Genomic DNA, 18,611 nt, shown 5'->3' on the forward strand with positions numbered 1-18,611 from the left:
ATTGAATATATAAATGAATACTGATTTCTTTATTTGAGGTGAAGCAATGAAATACAAAGAATTAACCCAGAACATTTCGGGCAGTTTAAGAACCTTAAGTCAGGATTCGCCTGATTTAATGAAAAGTTTTAACCAATTGTCTCAGACTGCTATGCGTGATGGCATGATTGATCCGAAAACCAAGGAGTTAATTGCCTTGGCGATTGGTGTGGCGGCACGTTGTGATGGCTGTATCGGTTTTCATGTCAGAACATTAGTCAAAATGGGCATGACCCTACAGGAACTGGAAGAAGTTTTAGGTGTTGCCGTCTATATGGGTGGTGGCCCTTCATTGATGTATGCCGCAAATGCCCTAGAGGCATTTAAAGAGTTTTCCAGCTGATTGAATCGTTTAGTAAATGGAGGCTGAAATGAGTCAGCACTGGAATGAATTATATGCCCAGACGCAAGATCTGTATGGCACAGCAGCAAATCTTTTCATTCAGGAAATTTCGGACAAAATCCGGATAGAAGGTAAAACACTGGCAATTGCTGAAGGTGAAGGACGGAATATCCTGTACCTGGCTGAGCGGGCAAGACAGCAGGGTTACCCTTTTTCAGTGGAAGTCTGGGATTATTCCGATGTTGCTTTGAAGCATCTGTCCAGCAAGGCCGAAGCCCAAGGGATAAACATTGAACTCAAAAATGTTGATTTAACAACAGCTCAATGGCCATCCCAATGTTATCAAAATGTGATCTGTGTATTTGGTCATTTCGATACAGAAACACAAAAAAAGGTTTTAGAAGGCATAAGAAAATCCTTGCTCAACGGTGGATGGTTTATCGGTGAGCTGTATTCCAAGGAGCAGATCAACTATAAAACTGGTGGCCCTAAAAATATCGAATATTTATACGATCCGTGGGATATTTTGCAGGTTTTCAAGCAGGATCATATCCATCATTTTTATGTTGGAGAGCAAGAAAGACAGGAGGGAGAATTACATTGTGGTAAATGCCATGTTATTCAATTTGCGATACAAGTGATGAAGTAAAAACAAGTGAATTCTTAAATGTGATGCAAATATTCAGCATTGCAGTACTTTAAAAAAGAGGTTTTATTATGTCAAATCGGTTCAAAAATAAAGTTGCCCTAGTTACTGGTGCGGGTTCTGGAATTGGGAAAAGCACAGCTATGCTTTTAGCGAAGCAGGGTGCAAGTGTTGTAGTCTCGGATATTAACTTTGAAGCAGCACAGAAAGTTGCTGAGGAAATTGTATCTTTAGGCGGTAAAGCGGCTGCGAATAAAGCCAATACGGCTGAACCTGAAGACATGAAAGCAGCGGTTGAATTTTCAATTAGCACGTATGGTGCCCTTCATTTAGCTTTTAACAATGCTGGAATATTGGGTGACGTTCAGCCAATTGCAAATTTAAGTATTGAAGCTTGGCGTCGTGTGATTGATATTAATTTGAATGCGGTCTTTTATGGCCTACATTATCAAATCCCTGCAATATTGGCAGCCGGCGGTGGTGCAATTGTGAATACAGCATCAATTTTAGGTTTAGTTGGGACTAAAAATATTTCTGGTTATGTGGCAGCTAAGCATGGTGTAACCGGGCTTACTAAAGCAGCTTCGCTAGAATATGCTGAAAAGGGTATTCGTATTAACTCTGTACATCCAGGTTATATTAAAACCCCTTTAATTGGTGAGTTTGATGAAGCTGAACTAACAAAATTACATCCAATTGGGCGTTTGGGACAGCCGGAAGAAGTTGCTCAGGTCGTTGCTTTCTTACTCTCTGATGATGCAGCCTTTGTAACAGGCAGCCAGTATGTAGTAGATGGTTCCTATACTTCACAATAGTTAATTTTAGGAAAGGCCTTCTGATTGAGAAGGTTTTTCCTTTTGGAGTTTATTAGAAGTATCTGTCTTACAAATAAAAAACGCCTGATGCAATTAATCAGACGTTTTTATGAAATATCGTGCAACTTATTTCGAGCCTAGGCAATTTAATTTTTTGCTGAAATAGCAGTTAGATAAGGTGTACTTTATCAGTTAAAGTTCCTATTAAAAGTTAATAATAACTTTAACTCTGGGGTCGGATTTTATTCAAGCGTACACAAAAGATAATCTAAAGTATTGAACTAAAGTGCAGATATAGGCGAGTTAAAGTAAACTATAAATAAAATTATCAGGATCAATTTCCTCAGTCACAATAACATGTACACCAATATTTTTGAGTTTTTCTCTTAATCTATCCCCCATCCCTGTAGTTACAAACATATCCATAGGTAACAGTTTTTCTAGCACCTCCCCCGACTGAGAAAATGACGATTCTTTCTCCACCTTAATGAGCTGTTTGTCCATAACTTCCCCATCTTTGAGCTCATATTTCCAGAATTTTCGGCATTTTCCAGCATGTGGACTAATATGACGCCGGTTCTGTGATGTGATTACAATTACCATAAAGACTTCTCCAAACGGCACTGTTGCAAATAGCCTGACATGCTAAGCTAAATATCTTGTTTGTCAGAGATACAGTTGATGAATCCATTTCATGGTCGGCATTTTCGTGGCGAAATCATTCTTTGGGCTGTACGTTGGTACTGTAAATACGGTATTAGTTATCGTGAACTTCAAGAAATGCTTGCTGAACGAGGTGTGAATGTTGATCACACCACAATTTATCGTTGGGTTCAGCATTATGCTCCAGAAATGGAAAAACGGTTACGCTGGTATTGGCGTAATCCTACAGATTTACATTCATGGCATATGGATGAAACTTATATCAAAGTAAATGGGCGATGGTCTTACCTATATCGTGCAGTTGATCAACGTGGTCATACGATTGACTTTTACCTTTCCGCTCGACGGAACAGTAAATCAGCCTATTGTTTTCTAGGAAAGATTTTCAATACGGTGAAAAAATGGCAGATTCCACGTGTTATCAATACAGATAAAGCAGCGACCTATGGCCACGCTTTATCACGGTTAAAGCGAGAAGGAAAATGCCCAATCGACCTTGAACATCGACAAATTAAATATAAGAACAATTTAATTGAATGTGATCATGGCAAGCTAAAGCGGATCATCAGGGCTACTTTAGGATTCAAATCTATGAAGACGGCATATGCCACAATTAAAGGCATTGAAGTCATGCGTGCACTACATAAAGGACAAGCTTCGTCATTTTATTATGGTCAACCTCAGGGCGAAGTGTGTCTAATCAACAGGGTTTTCGGTCTCTAAGCAATTTTAAAGGGAACATCATCGACTCAAATCTCTATTTGCAACAGTGCCAGTTAAAATGCCTGCGCCCTGTTGTAAACTTTTTCTTATGTGATGATTCATGAACGATAGGCACCTACAGCTTAGCAAGTGACACATCGGTCGATTTGATCAGCACAATCACTTGACTGCCGACCTGCAAATCCAATTCCAGCACTGAACGTGTGGTAATCACTGAAGTAAATACGCCTGATGCAGTCACCACATCGACTTCTGAAACCACATCTCCTTTCACAATTTCCTGAATCGTGCCTTTAAGCTGGTTGCGAACATTAATAGATTGAATTGTCATTTTAATTCCTATGGTTTTGTTTGGAATTAATCATGACGCATTTATTAATTTCAAAAAAATAATATAAAATGATTTTATTATCTATTTTTATAAAATGAATAGTTCTATCTATATTAAATTCACCTGCTCTTTTAAATAAAAATTATTTTTAATAATGATATTTTCATATTGCCAGCACAGAATATCCTGATGTGAAAGCATCTTGATTTCTTTATGAATGGTTTGGCGGGAAGAGGACAGCAAATCCGCCAGATCATGCTGTGAAATTTTCAGCCGGATTTCCGTGCCGAGCGGATGCTGGACGCCATACTGCCGTGCCAGGTCCAGCAGCATTTTGCAGACTTTCTGATGCAGATTCGCCACTTGCAGAAATTTCACCTGATGCATTAAATGCTGCATGCGCAGGCTGAGTATCTCCAAAGCATCCTGCTTTAAAGCATTGTTATTTCTTATTTCTTCCATAAAAACTGCTTTTGGGATCTGCAATACTTTCACCGCATTAAAGGCATAGTAGTCATAATCCAGCGCCTCTGAATTCAGGCACGGCAGCAGATTAAGCATGTGTTTTTCAGAATAATAATAGAAGGCGTGAAAACGCCCGGAAGGGCTGAGGTATCCAATTTGAACAATTCCGTCCAGCAGAATATGCAGCATATCGCTGCTATTTTCTTTATTAAGAATTAAATCATTTTTATAATATTTTTTAATTACCGAACTTTCTAATATTTTATAAACATCATTTTCAGACAAATTTTTAAAAATATCGCTTAAAACTAAATATTCATGATTATTTCTAATATTTTCATTTTTATTTAAATACATGATTCATCCACCATTAATTCTAATTTAAAAAGATTAAAATATATTAGATGGATGAATCAGTGCTGACGAATCATTTATTTTTGATTCCTTAGCGTTTTAAATGCAAAGTTTACGAATTATTTTGCATTCTTTATGAAACTTTTTCATATTGACCATCATGGGTCAGACGGTAATCGCTGATATCCTGTTTCTGCTCTTTACGCAGCGTTTCGCTTGGACGACCATCCACACCGACTGGAATATCACCGGCTAAAGTGACACGGCGGACGACGCGGTGCTGATCGCCATAATCATTAATAGCGCGGTGCTGTGTCGCACGGTTGTCCCAAATTGCCACATCACCTGCTTCCCAGCGCCAGCGCACAATATTTTCCTGCTTCACCACATAGCTTTGGAACAGCTCAAACAGCTTGCGCGAATCTTTGGAATTGAAGCCGACAAAATGCTTAAAGAAATGCCCCAGCAGCAATGTTTTTTCACCGGTTTCAGGATGCACACGCACCAGCGGATGCTCTGTTTCATATTCGGTTGAATTAAAAAAGTTTTTATATTTGGATATGGCGTCTGGTGTTTTATTTTTAACAATCGCTGCATAGTCGAAATCATTGCTATGCACAGCACGCAGTGTATCTGCCAGCGCCTTTAAAGGTTCAGGTAAAGAAGCATAGGCCGAAGTGGTATTGGCCCAAGCCGTATCGCCGCCGGCAGCCGGCGCCACCACGCTGCGCAGAATTGAGGCTTTTGGATAAGCATCCAGGAAGCTGATATCGGTATGCCATGAATCTGCGCGCGCGCCATGTGACGAATCCAGTTCTAAAATATGTTTAGACCCTTGCTTGATCGGCACAGTCGGGTGATTCAGTAATTCACCTAAACGGCCTGCAAAAGCTTCCTGCGCTTCATCATCCAAATGCGTTTGACCTTTAAAGAAAATGGCTTTGTACTGCAGCAGCGCCTGATTGATTTCCTGTACAACTTCCTCAGCCAAGTCACCTGAAAGTGTTAGGCCCTGAATTTCTGCGCCGGTATGGCCAGTAATCGGTTTCACTTGAATATGCTGATATGTATAGCTCATGATATATGCCTCATTGATTTATCAATTGGGTTGTTCTTTTAATGGCTTTTTAATTCAAGCCTGAATTCGTGCTGTGAAATCATCTTGCCAAAAGCGCTTATTCAAATCTGTCAATTTGTTGACATTGCTATACTGCTTTTCAGATATCGAAAAAATAAAAAATGCATAAAAAGCCGGTCTTAAAGCTAAATACTGAATTTGTGCAAAAGTCTGAGCCTTGCCTGAGAGGCAGCAGCTAAATAACAGACATAAAAAAACCCGCATGATGATGCGGGTTTTTAAGGGGTAGGCTGTTAAGCGGATTTCTTGCCTTTATTGCCTAATTTTGTCGCCAATGCCATAACGCGCTGATAGCCGGTCGGCAAAATGCGCTGCATCAAATCGATTGCCTTGGCATCGTTACCAATCAGCAAACGGCGCTTATCTTTTTGAACTGCCTCAATAATTTGACGTGCTGCTTCTTCAGGCGGACAACGTAATAACTTATTAAAGGCTTTGGCCGATTTTTCAGGATGCATACCCAAGGCGCGAATACTGTCATTCATTTTCGCCGCATTGGCAATATTGGTACGAATTCCACCCGGATGCACGCAGAGTGCACTCACGCCACAGTTTTCCATATCCAGTTCCTGACGCAAGGATTCAGTAAAACCACGCACCGCAAACTTGGTCGCATTATAGGCAGATTGGGTCGGCTGAGCCGTTAAGCCAAACAGGCTGGAAATATTGATGATATGCCCTTCACCCGATTGCTTGATCAAGGGTAAAAATTCTTTGGTGCCATAGACCACGCCCCAGAAATTAATATTGACAATCCATTCCAGCTCTTCATACGAAGCGCCTTCCACGGTTGAACCCAATGCCACACCGGCATTGTTAAAAATCATGTTAACTGAACCATGATCTTTCACGGTTTCCGCAGCCCAGTCACGAACGTCTTCAACCTTGGCTACATTGACCTTTTTTGTCGTCACACGGACATGACTGTCTTTGACCAGTTCAACCGTTTTTGCCAAACCCTGTTCATTGACATCACTTAAGGACAAATGACAGCCTTGCTTCGCCAACAGTACTGCCAATTGCTGCCCAATACCTGACCCTGCACCGGTAATTGCTGCGACTTTATTTTTAAAATTTTTCATGACCTATCCTTATTCAATTTTCTGCCTCATCATCCTAAACATCTCGATTGTTTTTCTGTCGGGATGATGTGCAGTTCATCCATCCAATATAATTTTGACAATAACCATTGTCAATATAATATGTAAGTTATCCATCCATACAGTAAAAGCCGCGGCTTTGCTTTACGCATAGGTATAGAGATAAATTATTGTTAATATAAGGCAAAATCTCGATTTCATTTGGCACACCACATTTATGACTGAACAGCACAAAAGTTTCGAAGAAAATCAAAAAAAACCGGCGAAAATCAAAGAACGTCAATTTAAAGGCATGTCCTTAACCGAACGTAAACAGGCACGTCGTGAAAAACTGATTGAAGCCGGGATTGAAGCCTATGGTACGCATGGTTTTTTTGCCGTTACGGTCAAGGACATTTGTACTGAAGCCAAACTGACTGAACGCTATTTCTATGAATCCTTTAAGAAAAGTGAAGAACTGTTTCAAACCATTTTTTTAAAGCTCATTGATCAGTTGCAGCACAATGTCATGCAGGCCATTATGCAGGCCTCGACCGATCCCAAAAAAATGATCGAAGCGGGTCTCACTGCCCTGCTTACCACCTTAAAAGACAATCCACATATGGCACGGATTATTTATATCGATGCCATGCTGGTGCAAGAGCTGCATAACCAGGCCACCATCCATGAAACCATGTTGCGTTTTGACCGCATGATTCATGCTTTTGTCATGCTGATGATGCCGAACATTAACCGCTCTGAACGTGAAATCTCAATGATTTCAACCGGATTAAATGGCTATGTCACACAAATCGCCATTCGCTGGGTGGTCAGTGATTTTAAACCCTCGCTGGAGAATGTCCTCTCTTCTTGCAGCATCGTCTTCTTATCGCTGCTGGAGACTTTTTCGGAAAAAGAAAAAATATGATCAAAAAGCAGTTACTTTTACAAAACTGTTAAAAAATATTCAACATCTTGAATTTAATATATTTATATAGCTGATTTATTTTAAATTCTTCATTTTATGACATCAAAATTGTCACAATTTTTTGCGAAAATAGGCAGAGCTGCCTTTTCTGCAATGATACTGTCATAATTAATCTTTGTAATAAGCCTGTCATAAATAAAAAACGGTTCACCGTTAACATCAAATAGGATATTGCGTTGTGAAAGATGACTATATATTAATCGTCGATGACGAACTTCCCATTCGAGAGATGATTCATACCTCTTTAGATATGGCAGGCTTTCAGTGCTTACAAGCCGAGGATGCAAAACAAGCCCACCAGATGATTGTCGATCAACGTCCTGCGCTTGTTTTACTCGACTGGATGTTACCGGGTGGTGTCAGCGGTGTAGATCTGTGCCGCCGTTTAAAACGTGATGAAACCCTATCTGAAATTCCGGTGATCATGCTCACGGCCCGCGCTGAAGAAGACCATAAAGTGCAAGGTCTGGATGCCGGTGCCGATGACTACATGACCAAACCTTTTTCCACCCGTGAACTGGTTTCCCGCATTAAGGCCGTGTTACGCCGTGCCAATGCGCTCAGTGGCGAAAAAACCATTGATGCCAATGGTCTGATACTGGATCCGGTCAGTCAGCGTGTCAGTCATGGTCAAAATATTTTAGAGATGGGGCCAACCGAATACCGTTTGCTGGCCTTCTTCATGACCCATCCGGAACGGGCCTATACCCGTGCGCAATTGCTTGACCAGGTTTGGGGTGGTAACGTATATATTGAAGACCGTACCATTGATGTACATATCCGCCGTTTGCGTAAAGTGCTGGAACCGTATGGTGCTGACCGTTATGTACAAACCGTTCGTGGCACTGGTTATCGTTTTTCTACCCGCTCTGATGTCGCTTTAGGTTAGCCGCTCTTTAGGTCAATTGTGTTTTATGTATGAACCCTATCCCGTCCCGGAACTTGCACGCGAACATAAACGTTTCCGTTACAGCAGTTTATGGACTTTTGCCAAGCAGGATTTACGTCTGCTGGCCTTTTTACTGCTGATTGCAGGTTTAATCGGTTTAGGGATTGGCTATTTCTGGATTTTTGTCTTCATTGCTTTTACGGTGTTTTTTGCCTTGCAATTACGCTCGCTATATCTGGTGAATGAATGGATTTCCAATCGCCCTTATGATGTGCCACCCAATTTAAATGGCATCTGGGGTGCATTGCTGTTTAATGTGTATCGCGCACAGCGTCAGGAACGTATTGTACAGGCGGAAATGGTCGGCCTGATTGATCGGGCACAATCGTCACTGGTAGCGCTGGCTGAAGCTGTGGTTTTAATTGATGAACTGCATCAAATTGAATGGTGGAATCCGGCTGCAGAAAAGCTACTTGGCATTCAGCCGCTCGATCGTGGTCGCAATATTTTAACCATTTTGCGTCAGCCCAATTTTATTGAATATTTCAATCATATCGATCAAGCACCTGATGGCCTGAAAATGAAATCTTCTGCCTTTGAAGACCATTATGTGCAAGTCAAAATGACCCGTTTTGGCGGGGAAAGCCGCCTACTGGTGGCTTATGATGTGACCCGCATGCATAATCTGGAACAGATGCGCACAGATTTTGTCGATAATATTTCCCATGAATTACGTACACCGCTTACGGTACTCAGCGGTTATATTGAAACTTTTACCGATCAGGAAGAGTTAAATCCGCGCTGGAAACGTGCCTTCGACCAGATGCAGGCGCAAACCAAACGCATGAATGCGTTGGTGAATGATTTACTGTTATTGTCGCGCTTAGAAAATGATAAAAAAATTGCTAAAAATCAGATTATTGAAATGCCGAGTCTGATGAACCAGCTATTCGATGATGCGCAAGCCTATAATGTCGACTACCACCATGCACTCAACCTCGATATTGACAGTCATTGTGACCTGATCGGTTCCGAGACCGAGCTGTCCAGTGCTTTTAGCAACCTGATTACCAATGCCATTAAATACACCCCCAAAGGTGGAACCATTACCATGGGTTGGCATGATGATGGCGAACATGGCATCTTTACCGTTCAAGATACCGGCATCGGGATTGACCCCAAACATCTGCCGCGTTTAACCGAGCGTTTCTATCGTGTAGATAGTGCCCGTAGCCGCCAAACCGGAGGAACCGGTTTAGGTCTGGCCATTGTGAAACATGTGCTGATGCAACACGGCGCACATCTGGAAATTGAATCGAAAGAAAATCAAGGCTCAACCTTCAAAGTCATTTTCCCTAAAGAACGCCTTTACAAACCAAACTAGACATTCCCGGTTTAATCCAGCTTTAAAGCAAGGCAGCTGACTGTATTAAGTCAGGCCTTGTTCCTTGAATCTGGCTCTCTGAAAGGCAGGCCGCTCCGCAAGACGTTTCAGATACTGGGCTATATGCGGATATGAACCCGAGGTTCTGGATTGAATGGCATCAAGCGGAAACCACATCTGAATATCAGCAAAAGAAAATGATCCGGCAAAATATTCATGCTTGGATAAATAATCTTCCAGATAGGCAATATGATCTTTTAAACGCGGGTGAATAAATCCCGCCTTCACGCCCGCAGTAATTTTGTGTGCCACGGGCTTAATCAGCCAAGGCACATGTTTTGGTACATTGTTCATCACCAGTTGCATCACCAATAAAGGCATTAAGGAACCCTCGGCATAGTGCATCCAGTAGCGGTACTGTTGCTGATCCTTTTTGGCCTTCGGTTTAAATTTCTGCGCTGTATCATAGCTTTCTTGCAGATGTTGCAAAATCACTGCCGATTCAACAATGGTCTGATCCTCATCGGTCAAGATCGGTGCTTTAGCCAAAGGATGAACCAGCTTTAATTCAGGTGGTGCAGCCAACGTAGGTAGACGTTTATAAAACTTGACCTGATAATCTTGAGCCAGTTCTTCTAAAGCCCATAAAATTCGAAAAGAGCGAGATTGATCTAAATGATGCAGTGTAATCATTATTTTTTGACCTCTATTTTTATATTTTGATCATAGCGGATGGTTTTAACAAATGACATTTTGCTTTAGACAAAATGTCATCGGTATCAGGGTCATGTCGTTAAAGCAGAACCGTATTAATTTCCAGACTGCGCAACAATGTTTTGGTGACTGGCGTTTTACTGCTGATGTCTAAAACTTTTTGTTTCAGTTCATCCGATAATGGCTGAGCAAAAGACAAACGGCGCTCAATCCATTCTTTGCCTTCTTTATTGGCATTAAAATCGGCTTCCACAGAAAATTGACCTAATTCTATGCCTTTATGACTGGCATACATGCGCAAGGTAATCATGGTGCAAGAAATCAGGCCCGAACAAATCAGGTCATAAGGTGCAGGCCCTAAATCCTGCCCGCCAAAGGATTCGGGTTTATCGGTAATAAACTGGTGTTTTCCGCTGGTCACTTCACCTGACCAAGGTTCAGCCAGGCTGTGTACTTCTGCATTTGCAATAATTGCCATATCCACAATCCTAAGTTTTGTTGTTATCGTGAGGCGCGCATTTTATCGGGAAATGCGGGTGCTTCCAAGCGGGGTCCCGGATAGTCAGGAATCGTACCAAAACGTTCATGCTGAGCAATCCAGTGGTCGCGGGCTTGGCAAAGCTCTTCCTGAGTCCGCCCGACAAAGTTCCACCACAGTAATATCGGTGACTCAAAAGGTTCACCGCCCAACAACAGGACACGACTGCCTTTGTGCAACCGGATTTCGATTTCAGTCATACCTGGCTCCAGCACCACCATGTTGTCTTCAGTCAGTTCATGACCATTGACTTCAGCTTCACCATCGAGCGCCATAAAGCCATATTCAAATTTTGGATTCAATTGAATTCGGGTGGTGGTAGATTCCTGCGCGGTTAAATCTACACCCAGCAATTCGGTATGAACCTCGACCGGTGACTGGGTTTGTAAAAACTCTCCCACCAATACGGTAAATTCAACCTGATCTTTTTCCACCACAGGCAGTTCCGGATAATGATCGAAACGTGGCGCCATATTGATCTTGTCATCTGGCAAGGCAATCCAGAGCTGGGCAGCATGCATATGGGTTTCACTTTCCGGTGCGACTTCAGTATGTGAAATCCCATATCCTGCAGTCATTAAATTGACCTGTTTGGGGCGAATCAGCTGTTTTGTACCCAAGCTGTCGGTATGCATCATGGTACCTTCAATCATCCAGGTAAAAGTCTGCAAACCAATATGTGGATGTGGCCCGACATCCAGACCATCGCCTTGAGGAAAAACCGCCGGACCCGCATGATCCAGAAAGCACCACGCCCCAATTAAACGTTTATGCCGGCTTGGCAATGCGCGTTTAATTACGGTGCCCTGCCCAATTTCCGCACTACGTAAAGGAAATTCCTGAATAAACTGATTGATATATTTTTCACAATCGTCCGAATTGGAAAGCTCTGTATAGTTGCTATTGGTCATATTCCTATCCTGAATTTCATGAACGCGACTGTTCTTGTAAGTTCTCATCTATTGTCATAAATCATATAGATTCTTCGTCATTCAGCCTATAGTTAAGTTAATACTCTGAATACCATGTATAGGACAATGTTATTTTTGAAATTTCCTTCATAAAACAAGGTTTAAACGCGATAAATTACTGGCTGTTTATAGCCTATTCATATGAATTTTATAGGAAAAAAATTTTTTGTCACAATTATACCGACAACTTGCCGAGTCTGCTGTATACAGATATTTCTCCTCAGCATACTATTTCCTCCTGACCAATCTTGCTATAGAAGAGGATAATCATGTCCCATGGACAGCAGGAAAATTCTCATTACTCAGAAAATCAAGAACATAAGCATATTAGAGACAATGAAGATAAATATTCAAATGTCGGAACCGCCATTTTACCCAAGCGGCTGTGTACGCTCGACAATAAAAAACAAATAGAACAACAACTAGAACATCCGACAACCCGTATTCCAGAGCAATTTCAACAATATTATCTGGACTATCAAAATAAGCACCAACGTCAATTTTTAAAATGCGTCAATTTGATTGGTCAACTGACTTTTTTAAGCTATTTCTTTGTCGATTGGGTTTTATTACCGGACATTGGCATGCTGTCCGGTATTGCACGGCTCAGCCTTGTAATTTTTGCCTTATTGATCAACTGGGTGGCTTTCCGCTACTGCAAGAATATTAAAGTTCTGGATAGTTTGCTGCCAGCCTCTGTTGCAGCTGCAGCTGCTATATGGCTTGAGCTGCTGTATTTGTCGCATAGTCCCGTTGTGAATACTTATCTATACGCCAGCATCATTTTTATTTTATTGGGCAATTTAGGCGTACAGGTGTCTTTTCGCAATTCCATTTTTAGCTCCCTGCTGATTAGCGCAGTGATTTTTAATGGCGTATTCATGTTAGTCAGTTTTCAGGAACTGATTTTATTTTCACTCATTTACGCGCCGGTTTTATTGCTCAGTATGTATATCAGCTGGAATAACACCTTAAATTCGAAACGTAATTTTTTGCGGGTTTTACTCAATGACTGGAACTATTACACCTTAAGTGAAATGGCACATACCGATGAACTGACCCAGCTGTATAACCGTCGACAATTTTTACAACTGGCCGAACAAAGCATACAGCAATGGCCCAAATATAATTTAACCTGTCTGTTGATGTTTGATATCGACTTTTTTAAGAATATTAACGACACCTACGGACATGATGTGGGGGATGAAGTGCTGCGGGTACTGGCAGATATTACCCGTCGCGAAATGCGTCATGCCGATGTATTGGCCCGTTTTGGGGGGGAAGAATTTATTGCTTTGCTGCCCAATACCACACTGGAAGATGCGATTAGCATTGCCAACCGTTTATGCCGAAAAATTGAAAGCCATCAAATTTGTATTAAAGATAAGTGCTTCTTTAATTTTAGTGTGTCGATTGGAGTATCCCAACTGCAACCCAACCAAAGCGATTTAAATTTGCTGATTAAAAATGCCGATATTGCACTCTACCAAGCCAAGAAAAATGGACGCAATCAGGTGGCAATTTATACCCATGAATAATTAGAAATTATCCTCATCGAAACGGTCTTGGTCGATTTTATAAATATGAAAACTACGCTCGACTTGAACACCCAATCCAAATTCGATCATGAGTGACGTGAGTTTGTCACCATCTATGAGAACAATCCCTGATTTTTTGGCGGATTCGATTGCTTCCTTACTGAAATTGGATGTAGTAATAAATACGCCTTTTAATAATTTAAAGATAAAAGTTTTTATTAATAGATTCTTATGAATTCACTATCATTAAATACTTCTTTTGATTTCTAATAATTCTTTCAAAATTCTCTATGAATCCACACATAATTTGAGCTAGCGAATGATTATGAAATTTTACTTTATAATTTGATAGTTTATTATTTTTTACGTAATAAGAGACTATGTTCGGGGTTTCTGAATATGATGCATAGCTCTCATGATGTAAAGATGAATGCTTAATTGAATTAAATAATTCATTTAATATTTTCAAGAATCCTGTTTTATCTTTTTCATATTCAGCATCATTTCCTAGAATAATTTCTTTACTGATCATATGATTTTGATTTTCATCTAGAATTCCTCCTAATGAATCTAGTCTTTCAAAACTCAAATCTTTTTTTATAAGCTCGTAATTAGACATAATAAATGTCAGCTGTACTAATTCATCAATAACGATTTTCATCATCATGACTAAAAATTCAGTTTCCACTTTATAAAGAATGCCCAGATCATTTTGATCAACACTATATTTTGTTATCTCTTGAATGAATGAATTATGAAGTTGTCTAACTTCAAAGTATTTTTTTTGAATTAAAGAAATTTTTTTGCTAAGAAACATAGCCTTTAAATGAGAATTTATAAAATTATGTAATACTGGATATTGGGGGAAATACAAAATTGGATTCTCAATTACTCCTCCTTGAAAAGATTCACGGAGATTTTCAGAAAATACATAACTAACCTCTTCTATATCTATTTTATTAAATTTATCTTCTACCTCTTCCCACTTATCTTCCTTAAAAACATAAATAAATCCTGCTTTAGCCCCTGAAACTGGTATTGGAATATCTGTTGAATTAGCTGGCAACCCTGACCCTTTCTTTTGCTCATATCTACTTTTGCCTTTGTAATATTTATCTATAGCATCATATTCATAAATATCAACTACTCGATCATAATCATAGTACTGAGCCAAATTAAATCTCCCTGAAATATTTTTTATAATAAACAAAGGACGCCGAAGCGTCCTTTTTATCGGATGTGTCTAGAATCAGACACTGCCGCGAGCATAGCTCTTGGCGTAATTTAGGCAAGAAGCTTCGCTTCTTGAAACCCCTAAATTACTCCCATTCAATTGTCGCTGGTGGCTTAGATGACACGTCATAAACTACACGTGAAACATCTTTAATTTCGTTCATGATACGAGTCGAAATCTTGTCTACCAGTTCATAAGGAAGATGCGCAAAACGTGCAGTCATAAAGTCCACAGTTTCAACTGCACGCAGTGCAATCACCCATGCATAACGACGGCCATCACCCACTACACCAACAGATTTAACCGGTTGGAATACAGCGAATGCTTGAGCAGTTTTGTCATACCAACCGCTAGCGCGAAGTTCCTGCATGAAGATGTCATCCGCTAGACGAAGGATGTCAGCATATTCTTTTTTCACTTCACCCAAAATACGCACGCCCAAACCTGGACCTGGGAATGGATGACGATAAAGCATCTCGTGCGGTAAACCTAAAGTTGTACCTAAACGGCGTACTTCATCTTTAAACAAGTCACGAATTGGCTCAACCAATTCAAAGGCTAAATCGTCTGGTAAACCACCCACGTTGTGGTGTGATTTAATCACGTGTGCTTTACCATTTTTAGTTGCCGCAGATTCAATCACGTCTGGGTAAATTGTGCCTTGTGCAAGGAAATTTACACCATCAAGCTTACGCGCTTCCTCAGCGAAGACTTCAATGAATTCACGACCAATGATTTTACGTTTTTTCTCAGGATCTACTTCACCTGCAAGCGCAGATAAGAAACGATCTTCAGCATCGGCACGAATCACACGGATACCCATGTTTTTCGCAAACATGTCCATCACTTGCTCGCCTTCGTTCAAACGGAGCAAACCGTTATCTACAAATACGCAAGTCAATTGATCGCCAATCGCTTTATGAAGCAATGCAGCAACCACAGATGAATCTACGCCACCTGAAAGACCAAGCAATACTTTTTGATCGCCAATCTGCTCACGTAACTGTTCAACACGAAGGTCGATAATATTTTCAGAGTTCCAAAGATTACGGCAACCACAAATGCTGTGTACGAAGTTAGACAATAACTCGGCACCTTTAGCAGTATGCGTTACTTCCGGGTGGAACTGCACGCCATAGAAACGGCGTTTTTCATCGCTTACTGCTGCAAATGGACAGCTTGGTGTGCTGGCAGTAACCGAAAAACCTTCTGGAATTGCACTGACTTTATCGCCATGGCTCATCCAAACATTGAGTTTGTGGCTACCACTTTCAGAATCAGCATCATTTAAATCACCAAGAAGCTGGTCACGAACCAAAACGTCAACCGCTGCATAACCAAATTCATGTACTGTACCTGGCTCTACTTTACCGCCAAGCTGTTCAGACATGGTTTGTAAGCCATAGCAAATACCCAATACAGGTACACCCAAGTTGAATACAACTTCAGGTGCGCGTGGACTACCTTCTTCATGAACACTTTCCGGACCACCAGACAAGATGATACCGTTTGGATTAAATGCACGAATGTCTTCTTCAGACATGTCATAGGCATACATTTCAGAATATACACCAGCTTCACGTACACGACGTGCAATAAGCTGACTGTATTGAGAACCGAAATCCAGGATCAGGATGCGGTCTTCAGTGATTTGAGTATTGGTAGTCATGACAAACAACTATGTAAGGCAAACGAAATAAGCGCTGCATTCTATCATTTTTCGTCGCATTAAGCACACTATTCGCACAAGGCTTGCATTCAATTGATTGCATTATATTTCGATCATAAAAAAGCACCCTGTTCGAGTACTTTTTTATTTTTCAATTTTAACCGCATCTATATCTGTGGGTTCATTCAGATCAGTATCGACTTCAGCAATTACTTTCACTTTATCAACCAGATTCAAGCCTATCGGTTTTAATAAAGCATCTTCTTCATCACTGCTGATTATACCAAGTCCATTTATCAGATTGTTTGTCCATTTTTCCAATTTGAACCACATCGATATCCGTCGCTTGACCGGTATGGGTATCCACTTCACCCATCACCTTGACTTTATCACCTGCTTTCAAGCCCATCGGTCTCCATAAGTCAGAATCCACTTCTATACCAATTTTGCCCGAGCTATCTTTTAGTTCAAAATGATCCTTATGGGTTTTTCTAACAATGACGCCGGAGAGCGTGACCGCAGTTTCATCTGGGAGTTGCTTTGCTTCTGCAACAGTCACCATGTTTTGAGCAGCTTCAGTCATGATGACCTGATCACTTTTACCTGCCCATGATGCTGTAGAAAACATTGAACCGGATATAAAAATTACCAATAACATTTGCTTCATGATTGACTCCACTAGGGTAGCTTCATCAAGCTTTATTGAAGCAAAATTTGCTTAATTTATGTACGCATTTTTTATGTAGTATGCACAGCTTTTATGTAATTACAAAAATGAAATATGCACGCTTACTATCTTGTTATTTTCAAATTGAATCACGATTTTTCTATCTTATAATCCACGCTGAATTTTCCTGCACCATGCAGCATCAAGAATAATAGCCCGCCGGTCATCGCCATGTTTTTCATAAAGTTAATTGCATCTTCAGCAGCACCATGGAACAACAATGCGGTCATTAAACTGAATACTGCCAGACCTAAAGCTGCAAGGCGGGCTTGAACCCCCAATAACAAAGCGAGTCCCCCACCCAATTCAACCAGAATGGTTAAAGGAAGCAGCGCACCAGGTACTCCCTTCGACTCCATATAACCCATGGTCGCACTATAGGCTGTGATTTCCCCCCAGCCAGCCACAATAAAAATATAAGCGATCAACAGACGCGCGATCAGGCTAATGACAGCATCAACTTGTGGATTCTGAAGTAAATTTTTAATCGTAATATTAGGATTTAACATACGGGTCACCTATTCATTTTTGTTTTAATGACCTGTTCATCCTAAGCTTATTTTTTATCTGCTTCAAAAATAATTTGTAAGATAAATCATTGCAAAAAGATGGCCGGATGAAAGCGCAATTAATTTCCTTTTTGGTACTGACTTTCATGTCCCGGACTGCTAGGATTTCAGCACATTTTTGCTGTCTGTACCTTTCATGGAACTGCTTGATTTTATCTTACATGTTGATGCCCATCTGCTCGAATTTATCACCAATTACGGTGTGTGGATTTATGCCATTCTCTTCTTGATTATTTTTGTGGAAACGGGTTTGGTGGTGATGCCATTCCTGCCGGGAGATAGCCTGCTGTTCGCTGCAGGGGCATTAGCGGCGTCCACAGGGGCAATGAATCCTTATGTACTGGTCATCTTGCTATTTGCTGCAGCAGTATTGGGCGATACCCTGAATTACCATATTGGTAAATTTATTGGACCACGTGTATTTGAAATTGAATCACGATTCATTAATAAAAAGCATTTAACCTATACGCAAAAATTCTTTGAAAAACATGGTGGTAAAACCATTATTTTTGCGCGTTTTGTTCCTTTTGCCCGTACCTTTGCCCCGTTCGTTGCCGGTGCAGGTCATATGAATTATAAATATTTCCTGAGTTTTAACGTGATTGGTGCCATTTGCTGGGTCGGTTCCTTTGTGACTCTGGGCTATTTATTCGGCAATATGCCAATTGTCAAAGACAATTTTACCCATCTGATTTTTGGCATCATTATTATTAGTGTCTTGCCGGGTATCATTGGTTTTATTCGCCAAAAGCTGAAAAAGACCGCTTAAACTCCTGTGTGGTATGTAAAATAAA

General features: G+C 40.7%; 22 protein-coding genes and 1 pseudogene. 9 read left to right on the forward strand and 14 right to left on the reverse strand.

What is annotated here, in order from left to right; genetic code table 11:
• Positions 1–46 precede the first annotated feature (46 nt).
• From B9T26_RS12670 to B9T26_RS12680, 3 genes are all read left to right on the forward strand, one after another.
• Positions 47–382, forward strand: a complete 336-nt coding sequence (locus tag B9T26_RS12670) for a carboxymuconolactone decarboxylase family protein (RefSeq protein ID WP_086200036.1) — start codon at positions 47–49, stop codon at positions 380–382.
• Positions 383–410: 28 nt separating this feature from the next.
• Positions 411–1,031, forward strand: coding sequence for a class I SAM-dependent methyltransferase (locus tag B9T26_RS12675; protein WP_086200037.1), 621 nt, complete (start codon positions 411–413; stop codon positions 1,029–1,031).
• Positions 1,032–1,099: 68 nt separating this feature from the next.
• Complete coding sequence (locus tag B9T26_RS12680; RefSeq protein WP_086200038.1) at positions 1,100–1,843, forward strand: SDR family NAD(P)-dependent oxidoreductase; 744 nt, start codon at positions 1,100–1,102, stop codon at positions 1,841–1,843.
• Between the two features lie 303 nt (positions 1,844–2,146).
• Here the strand turns inward: B9T26_RS12680 and B9T26_RS12685 are convergent, their stop codons facing one another.
• Positions 2,147–2,446, reverse strand: a complete 300-nt coding sequence (locus tag B9T26_RS12685) for a NifB/NifX family molybdenum-iron cluster-binding protein (protein WP_086200039.1) — start codon at positions 2,444–2,446, stop codon at positions 2,147–2,149.
• Between the two features lie 78 nt (positions 2,447–2,524).
• On the opposite strand from B9T26_RS12685, the gene B9T26_RS12690 reads away from it, so the two are divergent.
• Positions 2,525–3,229: an IS6 family transposase gene (locus B9T26_RS12690; protein WP_086200040.1), complete on the forward strand. Its 705-nt coding sequence runs from the start codon at positions 2,525–2,527 to the stop codon at positions 3,227–3,229.
• Positions 3,230–3,344: 115 nt separating this feature from the next.
• Here B9T26_RS12690 and B9T26_RS12695 read toward each other — a convergent pair whose 3' ends face one another.
• From B9T26_RS12695 to B9T26_RS12710, 4 genes are all read right to left on the reverse strand, one after another.
• Positions 3,345–3,560 (reverse strand): TOBE domain-containing protein, encoded by a 216-nt coding sequence (locus B9T26_RS12695; protein ID WP_086200041.1) that lies wholly within the window; start codon positions 3,558–3,560, stop codon positions 3,345–3,347.
• Between the two features lie 108 nt (positions 3,561–3,668).
• On the reverse strand, positions 3,669–4,382 hold the full coding sequence (locus tag B9T26_RS12700; protein WP_086200042.1) for a Crp/Fnr family transcriptional regulator: 714 nt from the start codon (positions 4,380–4,382) through the stop codon (positions 3,669–3,671).
• A gap of 130 nt (positions 4,383–4,512) precedes the next feature.
• Positions 4,513–5,457: a TauD/TfdA dioxygenase family protein gene (locus tag B9T26_RS12705; RefSeq protein WP_171263009.1), complete on the reverse strand. Its 945-nt coding sequence runs from the start codon at positions 5,455–5,457 to the stop codon at positions 4,513–4,515.
• A 293-nt stretch (positions 5,458–5,750) separates the two neighbouring features.
• Entirely contained in the window at positions 5,751–6,599 is an 849-nt protein-coding gene (locus tag B9T26_RS12710) for an SDR family NAD(P)-dependent oxidoreductase (RefSeq protein WP_086200043.1), read from the reverse strand.
• A 235-nt stretch (positions 6,600–6,834) separates the two neighbouring features.
• On the opposite strand from B9T26_RS12710, the gene B9T26_RS12715 reads away from it, so the two are divergent.
• From B9T26_RS12715 to phoR, 3 genes are all read left to right on the forward strand, one after another.
• Entirely contained in the window at positions 6,835–7,524 is a 690-nt protein-coding gene (locus B9T26_RS12715; RefSeq protein ID WP_086200044.1) for a TetR/AcrR family transcriptional regulator, read from the forward strand.
• Positions 7,525–7,762: 238 nt separating this feature from the next.
• Entirely contained in the window at positions 7,763–8,473 is a 711-nt protein-coding gene (phoB, locus tag B9T26_RS12720) for a phosphate regulon transcriptional regulator PhoB (RefSeq protein WP_086200045.1), read from the forward strand.
• 25 nt (positions 8,474–8,498) lie between these two features.
• Positions 8,499–9,857: a phosphate regulon sensor histidine kinase PhoR gene (gene phoR, locus B9T26_RS12725; protein ID WP_086200046.1), complete on the forward strand. Its 1,359-nt coding sequence runs from the start codon at positions 8,499–8,501 to the stop codon at positions 9,855–9,857.
• A gap of 45 nt (positions 9,858–9,902) precedes the next feature.
• Here phoR and B9T26_RS12730 read toward each other — a convergent pair whose 3' ends face one another.
• From B9T26_RS12730 to B9T26_RS12740, 3 genes are all read right to left on the reverse strand, one after another.
• Positions 9,903–10,550, reverse strand: a complete 648-nt coding sequence (locus B9T26_RS12730) for a glutathione S-transferase (RefSeq protein WP_086200047.1) — start codon at positions 10,548–10,550, stop codon at positions 9,903–9,905.
• A 100-nt stretch (positions 10,551–10,650) separates the two neighbouring features.
• Positions 10,651–11,049, reverse strand: a complete 399-nt coding sequence (locus B9T26_RS12735) for an OsmC family protein (RefSeq protein ID WP_086200048.1) — start codon at positions 11,047–11,049, stop codon at positions 10,651–10,653.
• Between the two features lie 23 nt (positions 11,050–11,072).
• The gene (locus B9T26_RS12740) at positions 11,073–12,020 is read right to left on the reverse strand and encodes a pirin family protein (protein WP_086200049.1); all 948 of its coding nucleotides are present in this window, start codon (positions 12,018–12,020) and stop codon (positions 11,073–11,075) included.
• Positions 12,021–12,349: 329 nt separating this feature from the next.
• On the opposite strand from B9T26_RS12740, the gene B9T26_RS12745 reads away from it, so the two are divergent.
• Positions 12,350–13,618 carry a GGDEF domain-containing protein gene (locus B9T26_RS12745; protein WP_086200050.1) on the forward strand — a complete coding sequence of 423 codons (1,269 nt, stop codon included), beginning with the start codon at positions 12,350–12,352 and terminating at the stop codon, positions 13,616–13,618.
• On the opposite strand, the pseudogene B9T26_RS12750 reads toward B9T26_RS12745, so the two are convergent.
• The 6 genes and pseudogenes from B9T26_RS12750 to B9T26_RS12770 all read right to left on the reverse strand — a co-directional run.
• A pseudogene (locus tag B9T26_RS12750) lies at positions 13,619–13,810 on the reverse strand (restriction endonuclease); the annotation flags it as partial. It lies immediately after the preceding gene.
• A gap of 37 nt (positions 13,811–13,847) precedes the next feature.
• Positions 13,848–14,792, reverse strand: coding sequence for a hypothetical protein (locus B9T26_RS12755; protein WP_086200051.1), 945 nt, complete (start codon positions 14,790–14,792; stop codon positions 13,848–13,850).
• Positions 14,793–14,937: 145 nt separating this feature from the next.
• Positions 14,938–16,521, reverse strand: a complete 1,584-nt coding sequence (guaA, locus tag B9T26_RS12760; protein WP_086200052.1) for a glutamine-hydrolyzing GMP synthase — start codon at positions 16,519–16,521, stop codon at positions 14,938–14,940.
• Positions 16,522–16,665: 144 nt separating this feature from the next.
• Complete coding sequence (locus B9T26_RS15700; protein ID WP_171263008.1) at positions 16,666–16,842, reverse strand: hypothetical protein; 177 nt, start codon at positions 16,840–16,842, stop codon at positions 16,666–16,668.
• Positions 16,790–17,188 (reverse strand): NirD/YgiW/YdeI family stress tolerance protein, encoded by a 399-nt coding sequence (locus B9T26_RS12765; RefSeq protein ID WP_086200053.1) that lies wholly within the window; start codon positions 17,186–17,188, stop codon positions 16,790–16,792. Before B9T26_RS12765 ends, B9T26_RS15700 begins: the two co-directional genes overlap by 53 nt.
• 149 nt (positions 17,189–17,337) lie before the next feature.
• Positions 17,338–17,757 (reverse strand): DoxX family protein, encoded by a 420-nt coding sequence (locus tag B9T26_RS12770; protein WP_086200054.1) that lies wholly within the window; start codon positions 17,755–17,757, stop codon positions 17,338–17,340.
• Between the two features lie 196 nt (positions 17,758–17,953).
• Between B9T26_RS12770 and B9T26_RS12775 the strand changes: the two genes are divergently transcribed.
• A complete protein-coding gene (locus B9T26_RS12775) occupies positions 17,954–18,586 on the forward strand; it encodes a DedA family protein (RefSeq protein WP_086200055.1) in 633 nt (210 codons plus the stop codon).
• The last annotated feature ends 25 nt before the right edge of the window (positions 18,587–18,611 follow it).

This window comes from Acinetobacter sp. ANC 4169, assembly GCF_002135355.1.
Classification (GTDB): domain Bacteria; phylum Pseudomonadota; class Gammaproteobacteria; order Pseudomonadales; family Moraxellaceae; genus Acinetobacter.